Source organism: Streptomyces sp. NPDC000880 (assembly GCF_053599675.1).
This window is the reverse complement of sequence record NZ_JBSFMS010000012.1, coordinates 19,079-44,886: the sequence shown is the minus strand read 5'-3', so window position 1 is coordinate 44,886 and position 25,808 is coordinate 19,079. Positions and strand designations below refer to the sequence as shown.

The following is a 25,808-nucleotide window of genomic DNA, read 5'->3' as shown; positions in this document are numbered from 1 at the left end:
TTCACGACACTTCACGCGGAACTGGCCTGTATGGAAGGGCTGAACGTGGCTGACGCCGTACAGCGCGCACATCAGGGCGCCGGTGAACCGTCGCTGACCGACCTCATCGAGCGCAGTGCCGAGTTGAAAGGGCAGCTGGTCGCCTTCGCGCAGAGCGCCCGCTTCGACCGGTGGTTGACGCCCCTCCTGCTGGAGGCCGCAGGGCCTGAGCAGCAGTTGGACGAGGGCGCGGCGATCCGGATCACAGACCACTTCATCCTGCGGTACCGCCTGCCGGACGGTTCGACCGTGGTGGACCGGTTCGTCGCCGAGCGGAAGGACTTGACCGCGGCCGACCGGGAGATGCTGCTCGGCTGGCGTGACCCGGTCGAGGGCATCTTCGAGATAGAGCGCAAGGAAGGGGATGCCGTCGTCCTGCTGAACCTGGTCGACGACCTGGAGTACCGCACGTACTCGAATGTCGGGCGGCCGGCGTTCCGTGGAGTGTCCAAGGGAGGATTCCTCCACACCTGCCTGGTACCCGTTCACTCGGCCGACGGGGCGTGGCTGGTATCCGGGGCGATGTCGTACTACCCCAGGTCCAGCGCCACCGAGATCGCCCAGGCGGCGCTCGAACTGGCCACCAGCCAGCCCGAGCTCGTCTTCCGCAACCCCGAGAAGATCGAGCAGGGATGGCAGCGGATGCGGGAGGACCGGGCCGCGTTCGTCGAGTTCTGCGGCGGCGACGAACTGGTCCTTCCGCCTGCCGAAGCAGAGACCCGCCTCAACGCCTACTACCGCCACCGCCAGGAGGCCGCCGTCGCCGGACAGCCCAGCCGCGCCCGGGGCAGACGACTCCCCGGCCTGGACCTACCCTTCTTCGAACTGCCACGAGAGCTGGCGGACTCAAACACCATCGGCATCATCTACGACCAGGTCGAGGGGATGAACTTCTACGCGGACTACGGGATGCTGCGGGACCTCTTTGCGGACCCCGCCCTCGCAGGCCGCAGGCAGCACCAAGATCTGCTCCGCACGTACCTGCGCGAGGAGTCGATCACGCCACTGCCGATCCGCCGACTGGCCGCCGCCCACCCGGAGACAACCGACGTGGTGTTCCGGAAGCTCCTGCGGAAGCCCGGATTCACCTGGATCGAGCACGGCGAGGCACTGCTGCGCCGACGCAAGCCCGGGTACTACGAGAAGGAGCCACGTCCGGGCGTCTCCGTGATCGGCGACCGCCTCAGTGGGCTCGCCGCCGGCCGCCGGTAGCCCACCGTTCACGAGGGCACGGCGGCTGCCGCGCAAGCCCGACCACGCGTTGGATGAGCCACCGCCCCCGGAGAGGTGGCTTGCGGGGCGGCTGACCGAGCCGACCCCGCACCTGCGGTCCGATCCCGGCCATCGCGGGCTGTCGCGGGCTGTCGCGGTCCTCGAAGCAATCGGGGCCAAGCTCGACCCCACCCTCGGTGCGACTCTCAGAGGGCTCTCAAACCGGCGACCGAGCTTTCGCGCTTAGAGCGCTAGCGAGTTAACAGGTCATGTACTACACTTCATATATGGACACTCCCCGCCCTGGTAAGACCCGAGTCACCAGCATCTCCCTGCGCGCCGAGACCTTGGAGGCGATTCGCGCACGCGCCGGCAAACAGGGCGTCTCCTCCTATATCGAGGAGGCTGTACAGCGGCAGCTCCAGCGCGAGGCCATCGACGAGTACATCGCCGCCGCTGAAGCGGAGCACGGCCCTGTCGACCCGGCCGAGGTGTCGGCCAAGGCCGAGCGCATCCGCGCCCACCACGCTGCTCACCGCGGCGACTCCGCTCCAGCGGACGCTGCATGAGTGGGACTCTCGTTCTCGACAGCGAGGCCCTCTCCAAGCTCTCCTGGCGGCACCGCGACATGACCGTATGGCTGGACGTCGCCCGCAGCCTGGACCTGCTCGTCGTGACGAGCGCGGCGACGCTGGTGGAGGCACGCGACCCGAAGGTGCCGCAGGCGGCGTTCGACCATGCGGTCTCCCTGAGCAAGGTGCGCCCCGTCACAGAGGAGATCGCACGTGCGGCCAGCAGACTGCTCGCCGCCGAAAGCCTGCACGGCCACAAGTACGCCATCGATGCGATGCTCGCGGCTACGGCTCATTTGGAGCACGGCGACGTCACTGTCATCACGAGCGATACCGATGATCTGCGCCGACTGTGCCACCCCCGCATCGCCCTCGAGCCGATCTGAGCGCCCACGTCGGCCCTTCCTGCACCCTTGCCGCGTTTCCGCAGGTCAGCGCGTGATGGGTGAAAAAGTCTTGACTGACGTGACCAGGGTGCCGAGGCGCAGCCGCTCGGTGGCAGCGACCGCGGCGGTCAGCGTCGGGACCGCGCCGTACCACGGCCCGTCGCGGAAGGACCGCCACGACAGATGGTCGTAGGTGTAGGCGGTGTGGAAGCCGAGCTGCTCGGCTCGGAGCCACTCGTCGCGGCCGCCGTTGTGCCAAGGGCGGACAGGAAGGATCACGGTACTCAATGCATCGAGCGTACGTGGCCCCGGAGTCCGCGTGCACACTCAAATGTGCGCCCTGTCGCACGCCCGTGCGCCCGCGTACGGGAGAATGGCTGTGTGACCTCCGCTACCGATCCCCGCCCGCTGCCCGCTGCCACCCGGCTGATCGCCACTGATCTGGACGGCACTCTGCTACGCGACGACAAATCCGTCTCGGACCGTACGATCGCCGCCCTCGCCGCCGCCGAAAAGGCGGGAATCGAGGTCTTCTTCGTCACCGGACGGCCATCCCGCTGGATGGACGTCGTCAGCGACCATGTCCACGGCCATGGGCTGGCCATCTGCGCCAATGGCGCGGCCGTCGTGGATCTGCACGCCGGCGGGAAGCTGCTGGAGGTCCGTGCTCTCGAGAGGGGCATCGCCCTCGATGTCGTACGAGCCCTGCGCGACGCCGCACCCGGCACCTCCTTCGCGGTCGAGCTGACCACCGGCATCCACTACGAGCCGGACTATCCGCCGTTCCATCTCGACCCCGGCGCGACCGTCGCCATCGCCGAAAAGCTGCTCGACGAGGACCATCCCGAGGCCGGCGCCCCGGTGATCAAGCTGCTGGCCCACCATCCCGAGCTGACGCCCGACGGCTTCCTCACCCTGGCCCGTACGGCCGCCGGCGAGCTCGCGTCCTTCACCCGCTCCAGCCCGACCGCGCTGCTCGAGGTCAGCGGCCTGGGCGTGAGCAAGGCCAGCACGCTGGCACTCTGCTGCGCCCAGCGCGGGATCTCCGCCGACGAGGTCGTCGCCTTCGGGGACATGCCCAACGATGTGGAGATGCTGACCTGGGCCGGGACCTCGTACGCGATGGGCAACGCGCATCCGGACGTGATCGCCGCGGCCTCCGGCCGGACTGTCGCCAACAATGAGGACGGCGTGGCGGTCGTCATCGAGCAGATCCTCAAGAAGGTTTAGCAGCGTCCTGCTAGAGCCAGACGCCGCGCTCGCTCAGCCAGGCCACCGGATCCACCCCGGACCCCAGATACGGCGTGAGCCGCACCTCGAAATGCAGGTGCGGCCCCGTCGAGTTGCCCGTGGTGCCGGTCTGCCCGATCCACTGCCCGGTACGTACCCGATCGCCCTGGTCGACGGTGACCGCCGCCAGATGCGCGTACTGCGAGAAGTAGCCGCCCGGGTGCTGCACGACGATCTCGATTCCGAAGCCGCCGCCGCAGGAAACCGAGATCACCCGGCCCGCCCCGATCGACCGCACCGGGGTCCCGATGCCGACCGCGAAGTCCTGGCCGGTGTGCCGCTTCGCCCAGCGCTCACCGGCACTGTTGAACCCGGCGGACAGTTCGTACTGCTCCACCGGCGCCACCCACGCCGCACCCCGCGGCGGCTTGCCCCCGCTGCGGCCGAGCTTTACGGCGCCCGAGCACGTGCCTGCCGCTACGCTGCGGTCCGCCTCAGCCTGCAGCTTCCACTGCGCGGCCTCCAGCTTCGCTTCGATGGACCGCTTGATCGTCGCCAGCTGCGCCTCGCGGGCTTCGAGCTCGCGCCGGGCGGCCCGGGCCTTCCCCTCGACCAGGGTGAGCTTCCGGTTGGCCTGCCCGGCCCGGCCGAGCAACCGGTTCACGGCCAGCCCCGCCTGCCAGGCCAGCCGCCGTCCGCGGAGCAGTTCGTCGGGGTTCCTGGCGAGCAGCAGCTGCGCAGTGAGCGCGAGCGTCCCGCCGGTGCGGTACTGAGCGCGGGCGACGCTGCCCACCTCGTCGCGGATCGTTTCGAGTTCATCCCGTTGCTCGTTCAGCTGCATTTGCAGCCCGTCCGCCCTGTCGCGCTGTACCTCGGCCCTCCGCCTGCCCTGCTCGTAGGTCGCGGTGGCCTTCGCCGCGTCCTCGAACAGCTGCGCCACCTCGGCGCTGGTGCTGGCTTGCGGCCCGTCGGACGCCATGGCCTCGGGCGCGCTCGGGCCAAGGAGCGCGCACAGCAGAACCGGGACGAGCAGCAGCAGGTCGCGGTGTCTCAAGCGCATCCTCGGATAATCGCCCGGAGCCGCGGCGATTCCTGGTACCCGTGAGGTGTCGTACCGCCACCTGGCCCAGTTTCCCGCCCAAGTCCGGGATTTCCCGCCGCCGTCCGGACTAGACCGGAGCCTTCCAGGACACCGTCGTACCCCCGCCGTCCTCCCGGATCCCCGGGCCGCAGGGCTCGCCCCGCCCAGCGACTCCGCCCGCCGCGCCGGATTGCGCGCAGCCCGGAGGGTGCTCAGCTCCCTGTTGGAGCGCGAAGGTGGCTCTCGCAGATCCGGTCGAGGATGGAGTGCAGCTCAAGGCCGGTGCCGACGGAACGCATGGCTTCCAGCAGCTCGGTCATCCGGAGGGCCGGGTACCGAGCAGGTCCGCCGCCCGCTCGCGCTCCAGCATCCGCCGCAGCGGACCCTCGGCCGCGGCGAGCTCGGCGTAGGAACCGCGTTGCACGGTCCGCCCCGCCTCCAGGACGACGACCTCGTCGACGGTATCCAGCCCTTGCAGCCGGTGCGTGATCAGCAGCGTCGTCCGGCCCTCGGTCGCGTTAAGCAGATCCGCCGTCAGCGCGTCCGCCGTCGCCAGGTCGAGATGCTCGGCGGGCTCGTCGAGTACGAGTACAGGGAAGTCGGCGAGGAGCGCGCGGGCCAGCGCCAGCCGCTGCCGCTGACCGCCGGAGAGCTGCGCGCCGTGCTCGCCGACGAGGGTGTCGAGGCCGCCGGGCAGCGCGTCGACCCACTCCAGCAGCCTCGCCCTGCCCAGCGCCTGCCTGAGGTCGTCCTCCGTCGCCTCCGTACGCGCGAGCCTGAGATTCTCCCGTACGGAACTGTCGAAGAGATGTGCGTCCTGCGCACACAGCCCGACGAACCGGCGGACCGCGTCCCCGTCGAGCGCGGCCGCCTGCACGCCGCCGATCGTGTACGTCCCCTCCCTGACATCCAGGAAACGGAGCAGCACCTGCGCAAGGGTGGTCTTGCCCGACCCCGAGGTCCCGACGACGGCGATGCGCTTCCCTGCGGTCAGTGCCAGATCGACGCCGTCGAGTGCGTCCCGCTCCTGCCCGGCGTGCCGAGCCCGAAGGCCCCGCACTTCAAGCGGGAACGCTGTCCCGGGCGGGGTGAGTGGCGACTCCGGTTCGGGTACGGGGACGGGTGCGTCCAGCACCTCGTACACCCGCTCGGCGCTCCGCTTGACCCGCTGCCGGTACTGCACTGCCAGTGGAAGTCCGGTGACCGCCTCGAACGCAGCAAGCGGAGTGAGCACAACGGCCGCCAGAGACACCCCGTCGAGCCGTCCGTCACGCACCGCCTGCATCCCGGCGAACGCGGCGCACACGACGGTCAGCCCACAGGCCAGCGCGGAGAGCCCACCGCCGAGCGCGGTGGCAGCGGCGCCCTGCGAGGCGATCCGGGTCAGCCGCTGGTCGGCCTCCCGCGTCCTGTCCAGCCGGCCCTTCAGCGCTCCGGCGACGGTCAGTTCGGCGGTCCCGCGCAGGAGGTCGACGACTTGAGTGGCCAGCGCCCCGCGCTCAGGGGCGAGTTGCCGCTCGGCCCGCCGTGCGCAGGCCCCGCTGATCAGCGGGACGGCCACCCCGGCAACGAGCAGGCCGACGGCGAGCACCGCCCCGGCCTCGGGCAGCAGCCACGCCGTGAAGCCGACGGACCCTGCTCCCACGACGACGGCCACGCCCGCGGGCAGCAGCCAACGCAGCCAGTAGTCCTGCAGAGCGTCCACATCGGCAACGAGCCGGGACAGCAGATCGCCGCGCCGGGTCTGCCGCAGCCCGGCGGGCGCGATCCGCTCCAGCCTGCGGTAGACGGCGACCCGCAGCTCGGCGAGCATCCGCAGCACGGCATCGTGCGAGACGAGCCGCTCGGCGTACCGGAAGACGGCCCGCCCGATGCCGAAGGCCCGGGTCGCCGTCACAGCCACCATCAGATAGAGAACCGGCGGCTGCTCGGAGGCGCGCGAGATGAGCCAGCCGGATACGGCCATGAGCCCCACAGCGGACCCCAGAGCGAGGCTGCCGAGCAGCAGCCCGAGCGCGAAGCGCCCCCGCAGCTCCCCGGCCATCCCCCGCACCCGCGCGAGGGCAGCCAAGACGGACCCGGAGAGACGCGGCTCCCTGACACCGTCCAGCCCAGCCGACGGACGCAGCCCCTCGACAGAGCCGCCTCCCACGCCGTCCGGCGACGCCGATGGGCGTGGCAGCCCGGAGGGGGCCGGGGAACCCTCTGGTTCCCCTTCCTTCAGGGGCGGGCGGGCGGTGAAATCCTCCACCCCGGCGCGGCGGCCATCCCCGGCGGAGCCGTACACCTCGACGCTCACAGACGGCCGCAGCTCCATCACCCTGTCCGCCACGGCCAGCAGCGCCGGGCGGTGGACCACCAGCAGCACCGTCCGCCCCTCCGCCAGCCGCCGTACTGCGTCGACGATGCCCGCCTCCGTCTCCCCGTCCAGCGCCGCCGTCGGCTCGTCGAGCAGCAGCAGCGGCCGGTCCGCGAGGAACGCCCGGGCCAGCGCGAGCCGTTGCCGCTGACCGGCCGAGATCCCCGCGCCGTCCTCCCCGAGCAGCGTGTCCACACCCTGGGGGAGTGCGGTCACGAAGTCGTACGCCCCGGCGTCCCGCAGCGCGTCCCGCACCGCCGTGTCATCGGCGTCCGGCCGCGCCAGCCGTACGTTCTCCGCGACCGTCCCCGCGAGGAGATACGGGCGCTGCGGCACCCAGGCGATCTGCTCCCGCCACCGGTCCAGGTCGAGGCTCGCCAGATCCGAGCCGCCGACCCGCACCCGCCCCTCGGCCGGCGCCACGAACCCCAGCAGTACATCCAGCAGCGTCGACTTACCAGTCCCGCTCGGCCCGACCAGCGCGACCGTCTCGCCGGGCTCCACCACCAGCGAAGCCGCGTCCAGCGACGCCTCACTGCGCCCCGCATGACGGACGGTCACGCGGTCCAACTCCAGCCGCAGCGTGCCCGGCTCCCCCGCACCGCCCGCCCGCGGCTCGGTCTCCAGTACCCGGAAGATCTCCTCCGCGGCCGAAAGCCCCTCGGCCGCCGCGTGATACTGCGCCCCCACCTGCCGGATCGGCAGATACGCCTCGGGCGCCAGGATCAGGATCACCAGCCCCGTGTACAGATCCAAGTCTCCGTGCACAAGCCGCATCCCGATGCCGACGGCCACCAGCGCCACCGAGAGCGTCGACAGCAGCTCCAGCGCGAACGACGAGAGGAACGCGATCCGCAGCGTCCGCAGCGTGGCCCGCCGGTACTGCGAGGTGATGGACCGGATCGACTCGGCCTGCGCCTTCGCCCGCCCGAATACCTTCAGCGTCGGCAGACCGGCGACCACATCCAGGAAGTGCCCCGACAGCCGGGACAGCAGCCGCCACTGGCTGTCCATCCGCGCCTGGGTGGCCCAGCCGATGAACACCATGAACAGCGGAATCAACGGCAACGTCACCACAATGACCGCCGCCGAGACCCAGTCCTCGGTCACGATCCGCGCCAGCACCGCCACCGGCACTACCACCGCGAGCCCCAACTGCGGCAGATAGCGCGAGAAGTAGTCGTCCAGCGCGTCGACACCGCGGGTGGCGAGCGCGACCAGCGAGCCTGTGCGCTGTCGGCTCAGCCAGCCCGGACCCAGCTCGGCGGCCCGCTCCAGCAGTCGCCCGCGCAGTTCCGACTTGACCGCCGCGCTCGCGCGGTGCGCGGCGAGTTCGGTCAGCCAGGAGACGACCGCCCGGCCGACCGCGACCGCCGCCAGTAGCGCCAGCGCCATACCGAGGCCGGAAGTGGAGAGCCCCTTCTGGAACGCCCCCACCACCACTTCGGCGATCAGCATCGCCTGGGCGACAACCAGCGCCGCCCCGACAAGTCCGAGGAGCACCACCGCGATCAGAAAGCGACGCGTGGCCCGGGCGTACCGGAGCAGACGCGGATCGATCGGTTTCACGTGAAACATCCCCCACTAATGAACATCGGCGATGTGTTGTGTACCGATCCGCTTGCGGAACACCCAGTACGTCCAGCCCTGGTAGAGCAGCACGAGCGGCGTGGCGATACCTGCGCACCAGGTCATGATCTTCAAGGTGTACGGACTGGACGAGGCGTTGGTGACCGTGAGGCTCCACTCCTCATTGAGCGAGGACGGCATGACGTTGGGGAAGAGCGTAAGGAACAGCATCGCGAACGCGGCCGTGATCGTCACGCCGGACAGCGCGAACGACCAGCCTTCGCGGCCCGCCTTGATCGCCACAACAGCCCCAACCAGCGCCAGCACCGCGACGATCATCGCCGCCAGGCTGCTGCCGTCACCGTGCGAGACCTGGGTCCAGATCAGGAAGCCGAGCGCCAGCGCGGCGGTGAGCAGCCCCAGCTTCAGCGCCTGAGCGCGGGCCCGCATCCGGATGTCCCCCACCGTCTTCAGCGCGGCGAACACCGCACCGTGGAAGGTGAAGAGGGTCAGTGTGACCAGCCCGCCCAGGACCGCGTACGGGTTGAACAGGTCGAAGAAGTTACCGACGTACTCCTTCTGCCCGTCGATCTTCACTCCGCGCACGATGTTGCCGAAGGCAACGCCCCACAGCACGGCCGGCAGCAGCGAAGTGAAGAAGATCGCGTGCTCCCAGTTGGTCTGCCACCTCTCCTCATCCCGCTTGTGCCGGTACTCGAAGGCGACACCGCGCACAATCAGGCAGACCAGGATGAGCAGCAGCGGCAGATAGAAGCCCGAGAAGAGAGTGGCGTACCACTCGGGGAAGGCGGCGAAGGTCGCGCCACCCGCGGTCAGCAGCCACACCTCGTTACCGTCCCAGACGGGCCCGATGGTATTGATCAGGACCCGCCGCTCGGTCCGGTCCCGGGCCAGCAGCTTGGTCAGGACACCGACCCCGAAGTCGAAGCCCTCGAGGAAGAAGTAGCCGATCCACAGGACGGCGATGAGTACAAACCAGACGTCGTGAAGTTCCATGCCTCAGCAGCTCCTCAGGGCATCAGTACGAGAAGGCCATCGGCCGGTCGGCGTCACGGTCGTCGCCGCCGATCTTGGTGGGCGGGTTGAGGTCGGCCTCGGTGAGTTCGGGCGGTCCGGCCTTGACGTACTTCACCAACAGCTTGACCTCGATGACGGCGAGCACCGCGTAGAGCAGGGTGAAAACGACCATCGAGGTGAGCACCTCGCCCTGCGAGACGCCGGGGGAGACCGCGTCGCGGGTGCGCAGCACGCCATACACGACCCAGGGCTGACGCCCCATCTCGGTGAAGATCCAGCCCCAGGAGTTGGCGATCAGCGGGAAGAGCATGGTCCAGAGGGCGACGATCCAGTACCACTTGGTGAGCTTGGGGTTCAGCGCCTTGTTCTTGAAGAGCACCAGACGCGGCACTTCGTCCTCGCCCGTCCGAAGCCCAGGCGGCAGCATGAACTTCTTGCGGGTGAGCCAGAGCCCGATCAGCCCGATAGTGAGGGACGCCATGCCGAAGCCGATCATCCAGCGGAATCCCCAGTACGCGACGGGGATGTTGGGCCGGTAGTCGCCGGGCCCGAACTTCTCCTGCTCGGACTTGTTGACGTCGTTGATGCCGGGGACGTACGAATCGAAGTCGTCGTTGGCCAGGAAGGACAATAGTCCTGGCACTTCTATGGCGACCTTGTTGTGGCCGGCATCGACGTCTCCGTACGCGAAGACCGAGAAGGGAGCCGGCGCCTCGCCGTCCCACAGTGCCTCGGCAGCGGCCATCTTCATCGGCTGCTGCTTGAACATGACCTTGCCGAGCAGGTCACCGCTGACCGCGGTGAGCAGTCCGGCGACCACCACGGTGATCAGCCCGAGCCGCAGTGAGGTCCTCATCACCGGGATGTGCTTCTTGCGCGCCAGGTGGAAGGCGGCGATACCGACCATGAAGGCGCCGCCGACGAGGAAAGCGGCCGTCATGGTGTGGAAGAACTGGGTGAGCGCGGTGTTCTGGGTCAGCACGTGCCAGAAGTCGGTGAGCTCGGCCCGCCCGCGCTGTTCGTTGATCCGGTAGCCGACGGGGTGCTGCATCCAGGAGTTGGCGGCCAGGATGAAGTACGCGGAGAGGATGGTGCCGATCGAGACCATCCATATGCAGGCAAGATGGATCTTCTTCGGCAGCTTGTCCCAGCCGAAGATCCACAGCCCGATGAAGGTCGACTCGAAGAAGAACGCGATCAGCGCCTCGAAGGCGAGCGGCGCGCCGAAGATGTCACCGACGAAGCGCGAGTAGTCGGACCAGTTCATGCCGAACTGGAACTCCTGCACGATGCCGGTGACGACACCCATGGCGATGTTGATCAGGAAGAGCCTGCCCCAGAACTTCGTGGCCTTGAGGTACTTCTCCTTCCCTGTCCGCACCCAGGCCGTCTGCAGACCGGCCGTGAGCGCGGCAAGCGAGATCGTCAGGGGGACGAAGAGGAAGTGGTAGACGGTGGTGATGCCGAACTGCCATCGCGCCAGGGTCTCCGGCGCCAGAGCTAGGTTCACGTCGTCTTCTCCTTACATCGCCATGGTCACAGCGGCAGCTTTGCCCCTTTAATCCGACCGATCTCGGGATGATCAGGGCGCGCTTGTGAACGCGTTCACATTCACAAGCATTATGGCTCATGCGAAATCCGAACCTTCGAGCGGGGTGCCTCCCGATGGCTTCAACGGCTTGTTGAACCCGGCGGATGCAGATACGTATCTCGTGGCCCGCCGGGCAGCTGACCGCAACCTTCGAAGAAAGGTGGTGGAGCCGGGCAGGGGTCGCGTTCCGAACCGAGGGCGGTCCCCTCCGGCGACCCGATCCGGGTGGAAACAGTCGAGGCCTACAGCGGCCTGAACCGGCTAGAGCTCCTTGTGGAACGCCTCGGCGGTGTGCAGGAAGATGTCGTTGGCCTCGGTCTCCCCGATGGTGACCCGTACGCCCTCACCCGCGAACGGCCGCACCACGACGCCGGCCTTCTCGCAGGCCGCCGCGAAGGCGGCCGTACGGTCGCCGAGCCGCAGCCACACGAAGTTCGCCTGGCTCTCGGGCACGGTCCAGCCCTGCTCGACGAGCCCCGCGTACACCCGCACGCGCTCGGCAACCAGCGAGCCGACCCGGCCCAGCAGCTCGTCCTCGGCACACAGCGAGGCAACTGCCGCGTCCTGCGCGAGTTGCGTGACGCCGAAGGGGACCGCGGTCTTGCGCAGCGCGGCGGCCACCGGCTCATGGGCGATCGCGAAGCCGACCCGCAGCCCTGCCAGGCCGTAGGCCTTGGAGAAGGTACGCAGCACCGCCACATTGGGGCGGTCGCGGTAGACCTCGATGCCGTCCGGGGCATCGACGTCGCGGATGAACTCGCGGTACGCCTCGTCCAGCACCACCAGGACATCCGACGGCACCCGGTCCAGGAACCGCTCCAGCTCCGCCCGTCGCACCACCGTGCCGGTCGGGTTGTTGGGGTTGCAGACGAAGATCAGCCGGGTCCGGTCGGTGACCGCGTCGGCCATCGCATCCAGATCGTGCACGTCACCGGCGGTCAGCGGCACCTGCACCGGCGTCGCCCCGCTGATCCGGGTGATGATCGGGTACGCCTCGAAAGACCGCCAGGCATAGATGACCTCATCGCCCGGGCCAGAAGTGGACTGCAGCAGCGACTGCGCGATGCCCACCGAGCCGGTGCCGGTGGCCAGGTGCGTCACAGGCAGGCCGAAGCGGTCAGCCAGCTCATTCATCAGGCCGGTGCAGGCCAAGTCGGGATAACGGTTGAAACCCTGCGCCGCGGCGATCACGCTCTCCATCACACCCGGAAGCGGCGGATACGGGTTCTCGTTGGACGACAGTTTGTAGGCGACCGGGCCGTCTGCAGCGGCGGGCTTGCCCGGCTTGTAGGTGGGAATGCCGTCCAGCTCGGCGCGCAGCTTGGGGCTCGTCTCGCTCACCGCAGGTCCTCCTCGTGCCATCAGTTGCCATCAGCAGCTTCGAATACTCCTCACCCTATGAGGATTCCCGGCCGGTGCGAACGGCAGCGGCCAGGAAAGGGGGCGCCCTCTCCCGTAGCGCGCGCCGGTAGCTCACTCCGTGGCGCGCATCGCCCGTAGTGGTGAGTTGAGACCTCTTCGCAACATCGACCATACGAGAGGCCTGTGCGTCTCCACGCCCGAGACGCTATGGGATGATCGCTCAAGTTCCTTGATTTCCAAGGTGGTTGAGTGAAACGATCATGCAAAAACGTGCCTGTCGACGAGTGAATATGCGACCGGCTCAACCGCCCACGCGAGCCCTACTATCGGCTCGCCATGACAGCAGCAGGGAAGCACCAGGTGAGCCGGACGGAGACATCCCGCCGGGGCAGCAGGCGGAGTCGGGCGGGCATCCGAGACGTGGCCGCCGCAGCCGGAGTCTCCATCACGACTGTCTCAGACGCACTCAACGGCAAGGGCCGGCTCCCGGACGCCACCCGCCGGCATGTCCGCGAGGTCGCCGACCGGCTGGGCTACCGGCCCTCCGCCGCGGCCCGAACGCTCCGTACCGGAAAGTCGGGCTTGATCGGCCTGACCGTGACCACGTACGGGGATGAACCTTTCACCTTCACAGAGTTCGCGTACTTCGCCGAAATGGCGCGAGCCGCGACCTCCGCCGCGCTCGCCCGCGGCTACGCCCTCGTCATTCTCCCCGCCACCTCACGCCATGACGTCTGGTCGAACGTCGCCCTCGACGGCACCGTCGTCATCGACCCCTCCGACCACGACCCCGTCGTCACCGAACTCGTCCGCCAGGGCCTCCCCGTCGTCTCCGACGGCCGCCCGGCCGGCACGCTTCCGGTCACCGCCTGGGTCGACAACGACCACGAAACCGCCGTACTCGATCTGCTCGACCATCTCGCCGCCGCCGGCGCCCGCCGGATCGGCCTGCTCACCGGCACCACCACGGACACCTACACCCGCCTCTCCACCACCGCTTATCTGAACTGGTGCGAGCGCGTGGGCCAGGACCCGGTCTACGAGTCCTACCCCGCCCACGACCCGTGCGCCGGCGCCGTCGCCGCCGACCGGCTGCTCGCCCGCCCGGACAGACCCGACGCCGTCTATGGGCTCTTCGACCCCAACGGCACCGATCTACTCGCCGCCGCCAGGCGGTACGGACTGCGAGTCCCCGACGATCTGCTGCTCATCTGCTGCAGTGAGTCGACCGTGTACGCCACCACCGAGCCGCCCATCACCACGCTCTCGCTCAAACCACGCAGAATCGGCACGGCGGTCGTCCAGCTCCTCATCGACGCCATCGAAGGAATCGATGAAGACCGGCCGGTCGAGCAGGTGATACCGACAGAACTGATCATCCGGACGTCCTCGCAGCGCCGCCCTTCACGGACGACTGTCAGCCCCCCGCGAGCCCCTTCGCCGGACTAGACCATCCCAATCAGGACGAAACAACCGGCGCTCCAGGGGTGCAATCGGATTCACCACCCCTGGTGCGTCACACAGCGCCGACCTCATTCCTATGATGGGCGCACGACACCGCGGACCACCCCGACCAGGCTGGGCCGAGAGGTGAACGGCGGCGCGACGGTGTGGAGGGGTCGATGACTCAGGGGGCCGGTCAAGGACCCGTGGTGCGGACTGCGACATTGCGCGACTTCCGCGTTCCGCCGTACGCGCAGGTTCCCGTGCAGTCGCAGGTTCCTGCGCACCCGCAGCTGGCGCAGCAGGAGCACGCGCCTATGCACGAGCAGGTGCCATCGCACACTCAGCCGACGCAGCGGTCCCCGGAGTCCGCCCACCCCGGCAACGCCGTCCCGCAGGGCGAGGCGCCGGACGGCTACACACCCACCGAGCGCGATCTGCCGGTGATCAGCCGCGGCGATCCGGGCGACACCGTCCAGGTGCAGGTCACACCGGACGAGACACCCGCTCCCGAAGGCCTCGGCCCGCTCTATGTCGTCGGCGACGTCCACGGCTATCTCGACGAACTCGTCGATGCCCTGGCCGAACAGGGCCTCATCGACGCCGACGGCCATTGGGCCGCCGGCCATGCCCGCCTCTGGTTCCTCGGCGACTTCACCGACCGCGGCCCCGACGGCATCGGCGTCATCGACCTCGTCATGCGGCTCTCGGCAGAGGCTGCGGCCGCCGGCGGCTACTGCAAGGCCCTGATGGGCAATCACGAACTGCTGCTGCTCGGCGCCAAGCGATTCGGCGACACCCCCGTCAACTCCGGCCCCGGCACCGCCACCTTCCAGGCCGCCTGGCTGCTCAACGGCGGCCAGAAGACCGACATGGAACGGCTGCAGGATGTGCATCTGCAGTGGATGGCACGCCTCGACGCGGTGACCGAGGAGGACGAGCATCTGCTGATGCACTCCGACACCACCGCCTATCTCGAGTACGGCGACACCATCGAGGACGTCAACGACACCGTCCACGCCATCCTCACCCATAATGACGCCGACGAGTGCTGGGACCTGTTCCGCAAGTTCACCAAGCGCTTCGCCTTCCGCGACGACGGGGGGCCGCAGGCTGTACGCGAACTGCTCACCACCTACGGCGGACGACGCATCGTGCACGGCCACAGCCCCATTCCCTATCTGCTGGGCGAAGTGGGCACCGAGGACGGCGAGGACGGCACGCGCCCAGTCGTCGAGGGCCCGCATGTGTACGCGGACGGGCTGGCGATCGCCATGGACGGCGGCGTGACCATGGCCGGAAAACTCCTTGTCGTCCAGCTTCCCCTGTCCAACTGATCCGAGCCCGACAGGCGATTTACGGAAACCCCCTGTCACCCCGTGCCGTAACCGCTCTACCATCGGCTTATCCGTAGCAGGCTCTCCTCCGTTTCTGCCCAACCGCCCGGTCGATGCGGGCAATCCGGCCCTACGGAGCATCGGGGGATGCACATGAACAGCGCTCCGCACCTGCTGACCGAGGACCGCGCCGAGTACGAGCGCATCCTCGACGACGCACTGCGCAACGCCCATGACCGTCCGGATCTCGCTGCCGTGGGGCAGCGCCTGAACACCGAACAGCTGCGCACGATGGCCCTGAACGCGACGGCCCTGATCACCACCGCCGCCGCTGCCGAGTACGGGCACTACACAAAGGTCCGCGAGGAGATGCGAACCCCCGCGGCCACCGCCTCCATGCACAACTCCGTGCTGTCCCCCGCCGTCGGCGAAGTCTCGGAACGCGGCGCGGGGTTCGCCGCCGTCATAGCCGTGCTTGCCCCGGTGCTCGCCGGAACGGCCGCGGTGATCTTCCTGCTGGTCGGCTACATCCTGAAGATGCTCAGCCCGACGCCGTCGTTCGCACAGGCCCTGGTGTCCGCGGGGTGGTTCTTCGGGGCTCTCACGGCGGCCGCCATCCTGGTCGCCGCGATCGGCCTGCTGCTCACCGCCTTGCGCAACGGCGCGACGCAAGTCCCGGCCGAGGAGCTGACGGGCGAACTGCCCGACGAGGTGTCCCGGGCCAAGGAGGCCTGGCGGCACGCCCTGCTGGAGCGCGGGCTGCTGCCCTTCCTGCGGGCAGCGCTGGCGGACCCCAGCGCCGACCCGACCTCCCCGGCCCCGCCGCGCCATGTGAGCCGTATTCCCAAGGTCGGCTACAGCGGCCCGGACTACTCAAGCCCGAGCGAGGGCACGACGGCGGGACAGCGGCCCACCTTCACCAGCCCGGACTTCACCAGCCCGGACTTCGGCGGCCCCGAGCACCAGCCGGAGTAAGCTCCGGCCGGCGCTCGTGGCGGCACGTCATTGTGCGATTACTCCCATCACTCCGCGATTGGCAGATAAACGCGGTTGCCCGCGGCGGCGAACTCCTTGGACTTCTCCGCCATGCCGTCCTCGATCTCCTGCTGAGACTGCTGGGACTGCTGCGAGCCGCCGTGCTGCCGCCGGATGTCCTGCGAGATCTTCATGCTGCAGAACTTCGGACCGCACATCGAGCAGAAGTGCGCGGTCTTCGCCGGCTCCGCCGGGAGCGTCTCGTCGTGGAACTCCCGTGCCGTGTCCGGGTCGAGGGCCAGATTGAACTGATCCTCCCACCGGAACTCGAAGCGCGCGTCGGACAGCGCGTCGTCCCACTCCTGCGCACCCGGGTGCCCCTTGGCAAGATCTGCCGCGTGCGCCGCGATCTTGTAGGTGATGACGCCCGTCTTCACGTCGTCACGGTTGGGCAGGCCCAGGTGCTCCTTGGGCGTCACGTAGCAGAGCATCGCCGTGCCCCACCAGGCGATCATCGCCGCCCCGATGCCGGAGGTGATGTGGTCATACGCCGGGGCCACGTCCGTGGTGAGCGGGCCGAGGGTATAGAAGGGGGCCTCCTCGCAGATCTCCTGCTGGAGGTCGATGTTCTCCTTGATCTTGTGCATCGGGACGTGACCAGGTCCTTCGATCATCGTCTGGACATTGAAACGCTTGGCGATGGAGTTGAGTTCCCCGAGCGTGCGCAACTCCGCGAACTGCGCCTCGTCGTTGGCATCCGCGATCGAGCCGGGCCGCAGACCGTCGCCGAGGGAGTACGTCACGTCGTACGAGGCGAGGATCTCGCAGAGCTCCTCGAAGTTCTCATACAGGAACGACTCCTTGTGGTGCGCCAGGCACCAGGCCGCCATGATCGAGCCGCCGCGCGAGACGATGCCGGTCTTGCGGCGGGCCGTCAGCGGCACATACCGCAGCAGCACGCCCGCGTGGACCGTCATGTAGTCGACACCCTGCTCGGCCTGCTCGATAACCGTGTCCTTGTAGACCTCCCAGGTCAGCTCCTCGGCCTTGCCGTCGACCTTCTCGAGCGCCTGATAGAGCGGCACGGTGCCGATCGGCACGGGCGAGTTGCGCAGCACCCATTCGCGGGTGGTGTGGATGTTGCGGCCGGTGGAGAGGTCCATGACCGTGTCCGCGCCCCAGCGCGTCGCCCAGGTCATCTTCTCGACCTCCTCCTCGATGGAGGAGGTGACAGCGGAGTTGCCGATGTTGGCGTTGACCTTCACCAAGAAGCGCTTGCCGATGATCATCGGCTCGATCTCGGGGTGGTTGACGTTGGCAGGCAGGACGGCCCGGCCCGCCGCGATCTCCTCGCGTACCACCTCGGGGGAGACGTTCTCGCGGATCGCGACGTACTCCATCTCCGGCGTGATCTCGCCACGGCGGGCGTACGCGAGTTGCGTCACCGCCTGTCCGGCCCGGCCCCGTCGGGGCTGGCGCGGGCGGCCCGGGAAGACCGCGTCGAGATTGCGCAGACCGCCCCTCGGCGAGGTGTGCTTGATCCCGTCGTCCTCGGGGCGGACCTCGCGGCCCGCGTACTCCTCGGTGTCGCCGCGGCCGATGATCCAGTTCTCCCGCAGCGGTGGCAGGCCGCGGCGGACGTCGGTCTCGATGGTGGGGTCGGTGTACGGGCCGGACGTGTCGTACAGCGTCACGTCCTTGCCGTTGGTGAGGTGCACCTGGCGGACCGGCACCCGGAGGTCGGGGCGCGAGCCCTCGACGTATCCCTTGTGCCAGCCGATGGACTTCCCGCTCTCGTCATTGTGATTCGAGGCAGGCGTGCGTGCGTCCGATACGGTCATGAGACCTACTCCCTACGCCGGCATTACCCGGTAACAGGTTCGGCGGTCGACGCAGCAGATTCCGTATTCGGCCCACTGGCTTCGGCCAGTCGACGAATGCGGAGGTCAGCGCCCTCTCAGCCCGGTGCTCCGAGCTCCCGCGTGTGCAAAGGTGACACCACGCTAGCGTCCTTTCTGGCGTGCTGAACAGAGGGCCCCCGTCGTTCTTGCGATGATCGGTCGGTGACCTACTCGCCGACCCCCTCGCCGCGGACGCCCGAACCCCACGGCCACTCGCACAGCCATGGGCCCGCCGCGCCCGTCTCGCGGCATCTCCGCAAGGTCATCGCTGCGGTGCTGATCCCTTTCGCCACCGCGGTCGTCGTGGGCCTGCTCGTGCTCTGGCCGGGCGGCGCGCCCGGCCATGAGCGCACCGGTGTCGGTTTCGACCGGCAGACCGAGCAGGGCAAAGTGGTTCAGGTCGACAAGGTCAACTGCAAGGACGTGAACGCCGCGCAGGTCCCACCGACCGGCGACACCTCCACGCCCGAGGGGCGCGAGGCGGTCAATGCCCAGCGGGGCAGCTGCGAGAAAGTGACCATCGAGGTCACCAGCGGCAAGGACAAGGGCCGTAGGTTCACCGAGATCGTCCAGCCGGACGCGCCGCGACAGTTGGACAAAGGCCAGGGCGTGGTGGTGGCGTACGCCCCCGATGCGCCCCGTGACCTGCAGTACTCCGTGACCGATGTGGACCGTGAGTTGCCGATGGCGCTGCTGGCCGGGATCTTCGCGCTCGCGGTGGTCGTGGTGGGACGGATGCGCGGCGTGATGGCGCTGATCTCATTGGCCGTCTCGTTCGCCGTACTGACCCTCTTCATCCTGCCCGCGATCCTGCAGGGCTCGAATCCGCTGATCGTCGCGGTGATCGGGGCGAGCGCCATCATGCTGGTCGCGCTCTATCTCTGCCACGGCCTCACCGCCCGCACCTCGGTCGCGGTCCTCGGCACGCTGATCTCGCTGCTGCTGACCGGGCTGCTCGGCTCGCGCTTCGTCGGCTGGGCGAGTCTGACCGGCAACACCGACGACAACACTGGTCTGATTCACGGTCTGTATCCGAGCATCGACATGAGCGGTCTGCTGCTGGCCGGCGTCATCATCGGCTCGCTCGGCGTGCTCGACGATGTGACGGTGACCCAGACCTCGGCGGTCTGGGAACTGAATCAGGCGGACCCGAGCATGGGCCCGCGGGCGCTCTACCGGGCCGGGATCAGGATCGGTCGGGACCACATCGCTTCCGTCGTCAACACTCTCGTGCTGGCGTACGCGGGCGCCGCGTTGCCGCTGCTGCTGCTCTTCTCGATCGCGCAGAGCAGTGTGGGCACGGTGGCAAACAGCGAACTGGTGGCGGAGGAGATCGTACGGACCCTGGTGGGGTCGATCGGACTTGTCGCCGCGGTGCCGGTGACCACCGCACTCGCGGCCCTGGTGGTCTCCGCCGACCGGCCGGGATCCGCAGTTGCGAACGAATCACCGGCACGAAATGGATCGCCTGTTCGGGGCGGCAGGGGTCGACGCCGCAAGAAGTAGCGGAGACGACTGCTCAGCCGGCGTTCTCCTCGGCGAGGATGCGCCCGAGTGCCACGTCCAGATTGTCCTCGAAGTCGGCGAGCGTACGCTCCTGCCCCAGCGGCACCAGCTTGTCGGTGCGGTCGAGGAAGGCCACCAGCGACGCCGCGCTCACCCGGAACAGCGCCCGGTCGCCGCCGACTTGGAGCCGGATGGCGACGTCGGGCAGTCCCTGGGTACCGGTCGGAGAGATGCGCACATCGCCGTCGCCGCTCGGCACATTGATGCCGTCCAGCAGCAAATCGCGCCCGAAAGCCCAGGTCACAGGGGCATCGCCGGGTAGATGGAAGGTCATCCGCACCGCGTACGGATCTCCCGTCTCGTACCGGAGCTCCACCGGGATCCGGAAAGAGAGCTCCTCGGAGACATGGAAACTCATCAGGACCTCGGCCTGGACCGACTCGCGCATCATGTACCCCGCAGTAGATGAAGCAGTGAAAGGGCGCTCACGGTCTCCAGCAGCCTCAGCGCCCGTTGTACCGGGCAGTGCGCCCGCCCCCGGGGGCCGCCCCCGCGGCCCGCCGCGCGGACTTCCCAAGGGCGAATCTCCCATGGGGCGGCAGCGGAGTTGTCACTGTAATGGCCGCCCCCGTACGGCGAGGAGGGTTTGTCGGAGCGTTCCCCCGCCCGGGCTAACGCCCGGACGGGCACGGGCTACCAGTCGCTGCGTGAGCTCGACGACGGCATGAACTTCCGTACGGCAAAGACGAGTCCACCGACCAGGGCGACGAAGACTAGGATCTTGAAGAGCAGTCCGATCACAAAGCCGATGACGCTCGTGATCAGTCCTCCGAACACGACAAGGGCGATGACGGGCACCGCGACCCACTTGATCCACCATGGCATCCCCGCGAATACTTCCCGCACAGCCATCGTCCTTACCTCGTTTCATTGGGTTCCTGCCTCGATGCTAGGCGGGAGGAGGTGGTGTGCGGAGGCCCGCGAGCCCTTGGTCTCCCCTGACCGAACCCCTAGGGATCGGCGGTGCTTCCGGTCAGCTCTCAGGGGGAGAGAAGACCACCATCACCCGCAGATCCTCGGTGATGTGATGGAACTTGTGGGGTACCCCGGCCGGGACGTAGACCACGCTGCCTCGTCCGACCTGGGTCGTCTCCATCCCCACCGTAATGGCGGCGCGGCCGCTGACGACGAAGTAGACCTCGTCCTGGCGGTGGGGCAACTGTGGGTCCAGTTCGCCGGCGTCCAGTGCGTAGAGCCCGACCGACATGTTCCTTTCGCGAAGGAACTGCAGATACGCGCCGTCATTAGCGGCGCGCTCCGCCTCCAGCTCGTCCAGTCGGAATGCCTTCATCGTCCGTCCGCCCCTGCACTTGGTCCGATCACGTCTGCCACGATCAGACACATGAAGAATTTCGTAGTCAAGACGATCGCCAACACGGCAGCCCTGGCCGTGGCCATCTGGGTGCTGCAGGACATAACGCTGACCGGAGACAGCACCGGCAAGAAGGCGCTGACCCTGATCCTGGTGGCGCTGCTCTTCGGGCTGGTCAACTTCCTTGTCAAGCCCGTCGTGAAGCTGCTGACGCTGCCGCTGTTCATCCTCACCCTGGGGCTGATCACGCTCGTCATCAACGCCCTCATGCTGCTGCTGACCTCCTGGCTGGCCGACAAGGTCGGTCTGAACTTCCAAGTCGAGGGCTTCTGGACCGCCGTGCTCGGTGGCCTGATCATCTCGGTCGTTTCATGGGCAATGAATGTCGCCCTGCCCGACAAGGACTGAACGCCACGTGAGGTCTGGGCATCGCGTCTGCGGCTTCGGGCGTGCCTGAAGATGGTGGAGGCGGCGAGCGAGGGTCTGCCCGGCGCGGTACGGACGGCAGTCGAGGAGCGTGTGGCATGAGCGAAGGAAACGGTGTCCCGGCGGAGGCAGGGGAAGGAACCAGGGCGGTACGGGCGGGGCTGCCCGCGCCGGTGAAGTACGAACCGACCCTGCCGGGACCGGTCTTCGCGGCCCACTTCCATCTGCCGGGTGAGCCCACCGGGCCGTACACCTACGGACGTGACGAGAATCCGACCTGGACCCATCTGGAGCGGGCGATCGGCGAACTGGAGGCACCGGGGGAACCCGTCGAGACCGTGACCTTCGCCTCGGGGATGGCGGCGATCTCGGCCGTGCTTTTCTCCCAGCTGAAGGCCGGGGACACGGTGGTGCTGCCGAATGACGGCTATCAGGCGCTTCCGCTCGTGCGCGAACGGCTCGAGGCGTACGGCGTCGAGGTCAGGACCGCCCCGACCGGTGACGACGCACAGCTGTCCGTCCTTGACGGAGCGCAACTACTATGGATCGAGACCCCGTCCAATCCGGGGCTCGATGTGTGCGACGTGCGGCGGCTGACGGAGGCGGCGCACGCGGTCGGCGCGCTGGTCGCGGTCGACAACACCCTCGCGACGCCGCTCGGGCAGCGCCCGCTGGACCTGGGCGCGGACTTCTCGGTGGCCAGCGACACCAAGGGCATGACGGGCCACGGCGACATCCTGCTCGGCCATGTGACCTGCCGTGATCCTCAGTTGGCGGCGGGCGTACGGCGCTGGCGCAAGGTCGTCGGGGCGATTCCGGGGCCGATGGAGGCATGGCTCGCGCACCGTTCGCTGGCCACGCTGCAGCTGCGGATCGAGCGGCAGTGCGCCAATGCGCTGGCGCTCGCTGAGGCGCTGGGCGGGCGCGACGAAGTGACCGGGCTGCGCTATCCAGGGCTGCCGAGCGACCCCTCGTACAAGATCGCCTCGCAGCAGATGCGGCGCTTCGGCTGCGTGGTCTCGTTCGTGCTGCCCGGTCGCGGGCACGCGGAGCGCTTCCTGGAGGGTCTGCGGCTGGTGGACGACGCGACGAGCTTCGGCGGGGTGCGCTCCACGGCGGAACGTCGCGGTCGCTGGGGAGGTGACGCCGTGCCGGAGGGCTTCATCCGCTTCTCGGCGGGCGCGGAGGACGCGGAGGACCTGGTGGCGGATGTGCTGCGGGCGCTGGACGAGGCGGCGGGATAGCGCGGGTTCACAGGGGCGCTGTGAGGCGCTTTCCGGCCGTCGGGAGGTGCCAGCCGGGGCGCGCGGAGCGAGACTGCCCGGTGGACGGGGGCCCGGGGTACGTCGGACGCTGAGCGGGGTTACATACAACGGGCGGCCCGAGCCTCCCCCCTCATGGCTCGGACCGCCCTCGGTTCCCCATACGAAGAACCGTGTGACCAAGGCTAGTTGACTCTGCGTCAGTGTCCAATCACAGTAGCGACAGCGACCTATCGACATATTTATAGTTGTCCGGGTTCGCGGGCATCGTCGGTCGAGAGGGGCATGGCATGGATCTGGCCCTGCTGCGCACATTCGTCACGGTGCACCGGGCCGGTTCCTTCACCCGCGCCGCCGCTCTCCTCGGTCTCTCCCAGCCCGCGGTGACCGGTCAGATCCGCACGCTGGAGCGGCAGTTAGGGCGCCCGCTGTTCCTGCGCCAGGCCCGCGGCGTGACCCCCACGACCATCGGCGACGAGCTCGCGCACCGGGCAGCGCCGCATCTGGACGCTCTGGTGGAGATCGCCGAGAGCGGTCTCGACGAGGAGTCCGGCGTACGGACCCTGCATCTCGCCGGTCCCCCGGAGTTCACCTCGCTGCGCGCCCTGCCGGCGCTCACCCCGCTGATCTCGCAGGGGCTCGCGCTGCGGGCCTCCTTCGGGACCGCCGAGGAGACGCTGGAGGGACTGGCTGCCGGGCATCACGATCTGGCCATCACCACGGCCCGGCCGCGCGGTGCACTGCTCACGGCGACCCCGCTCTGCGACGAAGAGCACGTACTGGTCGCCTCGCCGCGCTGGGCGGCCCGGCTGGGGCCCGGAGTGCTGCGCGACGGCCATGTGGTGCTCGAGCAGCTGCCCGTGGTGGAGGTCCACGAATCCCTGCCACTGGTCTCGCGCTACTGGTCCGCTGTCTTCGACTCCCGGCCGGCCGCCGCGGGCGCCGTCATAGCCCCCGACCTGCGGGCCGTCCTGGAGGCCGCGGCCTCGGGCGCGGGGCTCGCCGTACTGCCGCGCTATCTGTGCGAGGAGGCCCTTCAGCACGGGCGGGTGGTGGCGCTCCTCGATCCTCCGGTGCCCCCGCTGCGTACCTACTTTCTCGTCGTACGCACCGGCACACTCTCCCTGCCGCACATCGCGCGGGCGCACGAGTGGCTGCTGCGCGCTGCCGTCGTCTGGTGACCGCCCCGCGGACAGGAGTTTCAGAACCTGCGTTGCGGGCCATTTTCTAGCCATGACCGAACGGCCAGTGGTCAAGCGCACCGCACGCGCCATCCTGCTTGACGGCGACGACCTCGTCCTCATCAAGCGCACCAAACCCGGCGTGGATCCCTACTGGCTCACGCCCGGCGGCGGGGTCGAGCCCGAGGACTCCACCGTCGTCGACGCGCTCCACCGGGAGGTGGACGAGGAGCTCGGCGCCAAGATCACCGATGTGGTGCCCTGCTTCGTCGACACCGTCGAACACATCGCGGACGGCGGTGTGACGGGGGTGAAGGTGCAGCACTTCTTCGTCTGCCGACTGGAGTCCATGGACCCCTCCCGAAGGCACGGCCCGGAGATCGACGAGCCCTGCGGGGAGTACGAGATCGTACGGGTGCCGTTCAGCCGGGTGGGGATCGCAGCCGTCCACCTTGTGCCGCTGTCGCTGCGGCACTACCTGGACGGCAATATCGAGGGCGTTCGGGCGATGCACGCCCCCGACCTGGGCTGACTGCCGGTCTGGGCCGACCCCGGACGTGGGCGACTCGCCTTTCGCTCTCGCGGCCTAGTCACCTGCCGCGACGAGCTCTTCGAGCGAGTCGTGGCGGATCCGGTCGTACGGGATGCCGAGGCCGCGCAGCGCGTTGACGCCGCTGCGGATCATGCCGGGCGGGCCGGAGAGGTAGGCGTCGTACTCGTACCACGGGCCGAACTCGCGCACGGCGTCCGGGAACTGCGCCCGGTCGTCCACCACCGGCCGAACCGACAGCCAGGGGTGGGCCTGCTGGAGCCGCAGCATGGTTTCGATGTCGTACAGGTCGTAATCCGTGCGCGCCCCGTAGAAGACGTCCACCGGCCGCCGCTCACCATGCTCGGCGACATCCTCGACCAGCGCCTTGATGGGGGCGATGCCAGTGCCGCCGCCCAGACAGAGCAGGCCGTTGTCGGTGGTGTGGTCGACGGTCATCGAGCCGGCGGGCGGTCCGAGGCGCAGCACGTCGCCGGGGCGGGCGTGGTGGACCAGGGCGCTGGAAACCCAGCCGGCCGGGACCGCCTTGACATGGAAGGAGAGCAGACCGTCGGTACGGGGTGCCCCGGCGAAGGAGTAGTGCCGCCAGATCCGCGGCCACCAGGGCGTCTCCAGACTCGTGTACTGCCCGGCCAGGAAGGCGTACGGCTGGTCCGGGCGGACGGTGATGATCGCTATGTCCGGGGTTCGGAGGTCGTGCGAGACCACCTCGGCACGCCACCAGGCGGGCGCCTGCCGCTCGTTCTCGGCTGCCGCGTCGATCATGATCTGGGAGATCGTGGTGTACGTCCGCACCCAGGCGGCCTCGGTCTCCTCGTCCCAGGTCGTCGTGGCGTACCGGGACAGCGCGCCGATCAGGGCCTCGCCGACGGCGGGGTAGTGCGCCGCCTGAGTGCCGTACTTGCGGTGGCCGCGACCCAGGTTCTGCAGATATTCGGTCAGCACGGCCGCGTTGTCCATGTGCTCGGCGGCGGTGAGCAGCGCCTTGAGGAGCCGGTCGCGCTGAGAGTCCATGGCGGCGGGGAAGAGGCCCCGCAGCTCCGGATGGCGGACGAAGAGCAAGGCGTAGAAGTACGAGGTGACCTTGTCCGCGACCGGCGAGATCTCCGCCATGGTGCGGCGGATGAGGATGGCGTCGGGGGACGCGTCGTCCGCGGGTGCGGCGGGCAGCGGGTGGTGGGCCTGGTGCTCTGCGGGAGTGCCGTGGTGGGCCTGGGTTCCGCGCGACCGGGGGGCTTCGGGGTGTCCGGCGGCGGCGGGTTCGGGAGGCTTTATGGCTTCGTGCGGATTTCCGGCTTCGTGCGGCCGGCCCGCCAGATGGAGGCGTCCTGCGGGCTCACGATGCCAAGCCGCCTCACGGGGCCAAGGCACTTCGCGAAGGTGGGCGCCTTCGCCGGGGTGAGCGGCTTCGCTGGG

22 protein-coding genes and 1 pseudogene are annotated in these 25,808 nt (G+C 68.8%); 12 read left to right on the top strand and 11 right to left on the bottom strand.

The features are described from left to right. Nucleotides 1–45 precede the first annotated feature (45 nt). The 3 genes from ACWDO5_RS06345 (at nucleotide 46) to ACWDO5_RS06335 (ending at nucleotide 2,209) form a co-directional block, all read left to right on the top strand. Complete coding sequence (locus ACWDO5_RS06345) at nucleotides 46–1,251, top strand: hypothetical protein (protein ID WP_450528871.1); 1,206 nt, start codon at nucleotides 46–48, stop codon at nucleotides 1,249–1,251. A 287-nt stretch (nucleotides 1,252–1,538) separates the two neighbouring features. Further along, nucleotides 1,539–1,820 (top strand): hypothetical protein, encoded by a 282-nt coding sequence (locus ACWDO5_RS06340; protein WP_450528869.1) that lies wholly within the window; start codon nucleotides 1,539–1,541, stop codon nucleotides 1,818–1,820. After that, nucleotides 1,817–2,209 (top strand): PIN domain-containing protein, encoded by a 393-nt coding sequence (locus ACWDO5_RS06335; RefSeq protein ID WP_450528867.1) that lies wholly within the window; start codon nucleotides 1,817–1,819, stop codon nucleotides 2,207–2,209. Before ACWDO5_RS06340 ends, ACWDO5_RS06335 begins: the two co-directional genes overlap by 4 nt. Nucleotides 2,210–2,260: 51 nt before the next feature. Here the strand turns inward: ACWDO5_RS06335 and ACWDO5_RS06330 are convergent. Further along, a pseudogene (locus tag ACWDO5_RS06330) lies at nucleotides 2,261–2,536 on the bottom strand (LLM class flavin-dependent oxidoreductase); the annotation flags it as partial. 54 nt (nucleotides 2,537–2,590) lie between these two features. Between ACWDO5_RS06330 and ACWDO5_RS06325 the strand changes: the two are divergent. Beyond that, nucleotides 2,591–3,439, top strand: coding sequence for a Cof-type HAD-IIB family hydrolase (locus ACWDO5_RS06325; protein ID WP_450528866.1), 849 nt, complete (start codon nucleotides 2,591–2,593; stop codon nucleotides 3,437–3,439). Nucleotides 3,440–3,449: 10 nt separating this feature from the next. Here ACWDO5_RS06325 and ACWDO5_RS06320 read toward each other — a convergent pair whose 3' ends face one another. The 5 genes from ACWDO5_RS06320 to hisC all read right to left on the bottom strand — a co-directional run bounded on the left by ACWDO5_RS06320 (nucleotide 3,450) and on the right by hisC (nucleotide 12,418). Then, a complete protein-coding gene (locus tag ACWDO5_RS06320) occupies nucleotides 3,450–4,499 on the bottom strand; it encodes a peptidoglycan DD-metalloendopeptidase family protein (RefSeq protein ID WP_450528864.1) in 1,050 nt (349 codons plus the stop codon). A gap of 337 nt (nucleotides 4,500–4,836) precedes the next feature. After that, nucleotides 4,837–8,457 carry a thiol reductant ABC exporter subunit CydD gene (cydD, locus tag ACWDO5_RS06315; protein ID WP_450528862.1) on the bottom strand — a complete coding sequence of 1,207 codons (3,621 nt, stop codon included), beginning with the start codon at nucleotides 8,455–8,457 and terminating at the stop codon, nucleotides 4,837–4,839. A gap of 6 nt (nucleotides 8,458–8,463) precedes the next feature. Then, nucleotides 8,464–9,465: a cytochrome d ubiquinol oxidase subunit II gene (gene cydB / locus ACWDO5_RS06310; RefSeq protein WP_450528861.1), complete on the bottom strand. Its 1,002-nt coding sequence runs from the start codon at nucleotides 9,463–9,465 to the stop codon at nucleotides 8,464–8,466. A 22-nt stretch (nucleotides 9,466–9,487) separates the two neighbouring features. After that, on the bottom strand, nucleotides 9,488–10,996 hold the full coding sequence (locus ACWDO5_RS06305) for a cytochrome ubiquinol oxidase subunit I (RefSeq protein ID WP_450528859.1): 1,509 nt from the start codon (nucleotides 10,994–10,996) through the stop codon (nucleotides 9,488–9,490). Between the two features lie 342 nt (nucleotides 10,997–11,338). Next, nucleotides 11,339–12,418 carry a histidinol-phosphate transaminase gene (hisC, locus tag ACWDO5_RS06300; protein ID WP_450528857.1) on the bottom strand — a complete coding sequence of 360 codons (1,080 nt, stop codon included), beginning with the start codon at nucleotides 12,416–12,418 and terminating at the stop codon, nucleotides 11,339–11,341. A 357-nt stretch (nucleotides 12,419–12,775) separates the two neighbouring features. Between hisC and ACWDO5_RS06295 the strand changes: the two genes are divergently transcribed. The 3 genes from ACWDO5_RS06295 (at nucleotide 12,776) to ACWDO5_RS06285 (ending at nucleotide 16,194) form a co-directional block, all read left to right on the top strand. Then, a complete protein-coding gene (locus ACWDO5_RS06295) occupies nucleotides 12,776–13,888 on the top strand; it encodes a LacI family DNA-binding transcriptional regulator (protein ID WP_450528856.1) in 1,113 nt (370 codons plus the stop codon). Between the two features lie 173 nt (nucleotides 13,889–14,061). After that, nucleotides 14,062–15,219: a metallophosphoesterase gene (locus ACWDO5_RS06290; RefSeq protein ID WP_450528854.1), complete on the top strand. Its 1,158-nt coding sequence runs from the start codon at nucleotides 14,062–14,064 to the stop codon at nucleotides 15,217–15,219. A gap of 147 nt (nucleotides 15,220–15,366) precedes the next feature. Next, nucleotides 15,367–16,194 (top strand): hypothetical protein, encoded by an 828-nt coding sequence (locus tag ACWDO5_RS06285; RefSeq protein WP_450528853.1) that lies wholly within the window; start codon nucleotides 15,367–15,369, stop codon nucleotides 16,192–16,194. A 47-nt stretch (nucleotides 16,195–16,241) separates the two neighbouring features. Here the strand turns inward: ACWDO5_RS06285 and thiC are convergent, their stop codons facing one another. Then, nucleotides 16,242–18,035, bottom strand: coding sequence for a phosphomethylpyrimidine synthase ThiC (gene thiC, locus ACWDO5_RS06280; protein ID WP_450528852.1), 1,794 nt, complete (start codon nucleotides 18,033–18,035; stop codon nucleotides 16,242–16,244). 222 nt (nucleotides 18,036–18,257) lie between these two features. Between thiC and ACWDO5_RS06275 the strand changes: the two genes are divergently transcribed. Beyond that, on the top strand, nucleotides 18,258–19,601 hold the full coding sequence (locus tag ACWDO5_RS06275; protein WP_450528850.1) for a YibE/F family protein: 1,344 nt from the start codon (nucleotides 18,258–18,260) through the stop codon (nucleotides 19,599–19,601). A gap of 13 nt (nucleotides 19,602–19,614) precedes the next feature. On the opposite strand, the gene ACWDO5_RS06270 is transcribed toward ACWDO5_RS06275, so the two are convergent. The 3 genes from ACWDO5_RS06270 to ACWDO5_RS06260 form a co-directional block, all read right to left on the bottom strand. Then, nucleotides 19,615–20,049 carry an SsgA family sporulation/cell division regulator gene (locus ACWDO5_RS06270; RefSeq protein WP_450528946.1) on the bottom strand — a complete coding sequence of 145 codons (435 nt, stop codon included), beginning with the start codon at nucleotides 20,047–20,049 and terminating at the stop codon, nucleotides 19,615–19,617. A gap of 245 nt (nucleotides 20,050–20,294) precedes the next feature. Further along, nucleotides 20,295–20,507 carry a DUF5326 family protein gene (locus ACWDO5_RS06265; protein ID WP_450528944.1) on the bottom strand — a complete coding sequence of 71 codons (213 nt, stop codon included), beginning with the start codon at nucleotides 20,505–20,507 and terminating at the stop codon, nucleotides 20,295–20,297. Nucleotides 20,508–20,634: 127 nt separating this feature from the next. After that, complete coding sequence (locus ACWDO5_RS06260) at nucleotides 20,635–20,952, bottom strand: cupin domain-containing protein (RefSeq protein WP_450528848.1); 318 nt, start codon at nucleotides 20,950–20,952, stop codon at nucleotides 20,635–20,637. A 51-nt stretch (nucleotides 20,953–21,003) separates the two neighbouring features. On the opposite strand from ACWDO5_RS06260, the gene ACWDO5_RS06255 reads away from it, so the two are divergent. The 4 genes from ACWDO5_RS06255 (at nucleotide 21,004) to ACWDO5_RS06240 (ending at nucleotide 24,374) form a co-directional block, all read left to right on the top strand. Further along, nucleotides 21,004–21,381, top strand: a complete 378-nt coding sequence (locus ACWDO5_RS06255; RefSeq protein ID WP_450528847.1) for a phage holin family protein — start codon at nucleotides 21,004–21,006, stop codon at nucleotides 21,379–21,381. Between the two features lie 116 nt (nucleotides 21,382–21,497). Next, on the top strand, nucleotides 21,498–22,643 hold the full coding sequence (locus tag ACWDO5_RS06250; RefSeq protein ID WP_450528846.1) for a cystathionine gamma-lyase: 1,146 nt from the start codon (nucleotides 21,498–21,500) through the stop codon (nucleotides 22,641–22,643). Nucleotides 22,644–22,951: 308 nt separating this feature from the next. Then, nucleotides 22,952–23,842: a LysR family transcriptional regulator gene (locus ACWDO5_RS06245; protein ID WP_450528845.1), complete on the top strand. Its 891-nt coding sequence runs from the start codon at nucleotides 22,952–22,954 to the stop codon at nucleotides 23,840–23,842. Nucleotides 23,843–23,894: 52 nt separating this feature from the next. Further along, on the top strand, nucleotides 23,895–24,374 hold the full coding sequence (locus ACWDO5_RS06240; RefSeq protein ID WP_450528843.1) for an NUDIX domain-containing protein: 480 nt from the start codon (nucleotides 23,895–23,897) through the stop codon (nucleotides 24,372–24,374). A gap of 54 nt (nucleotides 24,375–24,428) precedes the next feature. On the opposite strand, the gene ACWDO5_RS06235 is transcribed toward ACWDO5_RS06240, so the two are convergent. After that, nucleotides 24,429–25,763 carry a globin domain-containing protein gene (locus ACWDO5_RS06235; RefSeq protein ID WP_450528841.1) on the bottom strand — a complete coding sequence of 445 codons (1,335 nt, stop codon included), beginning with the start codon at nucleotides 25,761–25,763 and terminating at the stop codon, nucleotides 24,429–24,431. Between the last annotated feature and the right edge of the window lie 45 nt (nucleotides 25,764–25,808).

Bases quoted from the DNA above. Each gene is read 5' to 3' on its own strand.
- ACWDO5_RS06285 (WP_450528853.1), top strand. From the start codon at position 15,367: ATGCACATGAACAGCGCTCCGCACCTGCTGACCGAGGACCGCGCCGAG.
- ACWDO5_RS06255 (WP_450528847.1), top strand. From the start codon at position 21,004: ATGAAGAATTTCGTAGTCAAGACGATCGCCAACACGGCAGCCCTGGCC.
- ACWDO5_RS06295 (WP_450528856.1), top strand. From the start codon at position 12,776: ATGACAGCAGCAGGGAAGCACCAGGTGAGCCGGACGGAGACATCCCGC.
- ACWDO5_RS06290 (WP_450528854.1), top strand. From the start codon at position 14,062: ATGACTCAGGGGGCCGGTCAAGGACCCGTGGTGCGGACTGCGACATTG.
- ACWDO5_RS06320 (WP_450528864.1), bottom strand. From the start codon at position 4,499: ATGCGCTTGAGACACCGCGACCTGCTGCTGCTCGTCCCGGTTCTGCTG.
- ACWDO5_RS06245 (WP_450528845.1), top strand. From the start codon at position 22,952: ATGGATCTGGCCCTGCTGCGCACATTCGTCACGGTGCACCGGGCCGGT.
- ACWDO5_RS06270 (WP_450528946.1), bottom strand. From the start codon at position 20,049: ATGCGCGAGTCGGTCCAGGCCGAGGTCCTGATGAGTTTCCATGTCTCC.
- ACWDO5_RS06260 (WP_450528848.1), bottom strand. From the start codon at position 20,952: ATGAAGGCATTCCGACTGGACGAGCTGGAGGCGGAGCGCGCCGCTAAT.
- thiC (WP_450528852.1), bottom strand. From the start codon at position 18,035: ATGACCGTATCGGACGCACGCACGCCTGCCTCGAATCACAATGACGAG.
- ACWDO5_RS06340 (WP_450528869.1), top strand. From the start codon at position 1,539: ATGGACACTCCCCGCCCTGGTAAGACCCGAGTCACCAGCATCTCCCTG.
- ACWDO5_RS06335 (WP_450528867.1), top strand. From the start codon at position 1,817: ATGAGTGGGACTCTCGTTCTCGACAGCGAGGCCCTCTCCAAGCTCTCC.
- cydB (WP_450528861.1), bottom strand. From the start codon at position 9,465: ATGGAACTTCACGACGTCTGGTTTGTACTCATCGCCGTCCTGTGGATC.
- ACWDO5_RS06240 (WP_450528843.1), top strand. From the start codon at position 23,895: ATGACCGAACGGCCAGTGGTCAAGCGCACCGCACGCGCCATCCTGCTT.
- ACWDO5_RS06250 (WP_450528846.1), top strand. From the start codon at position 21,498: ATGAGCGAAGGAAACGGTGTCCCGGCGGAGGCAGGGGAAGGAACCAGG.
- cydD (WP_450528862.1), bottom strand. From the start codon at position 8,457: ATGTTTCACGTGAAACCGATCGATCCGCGTCTGCTCCGGTACGCCCGG.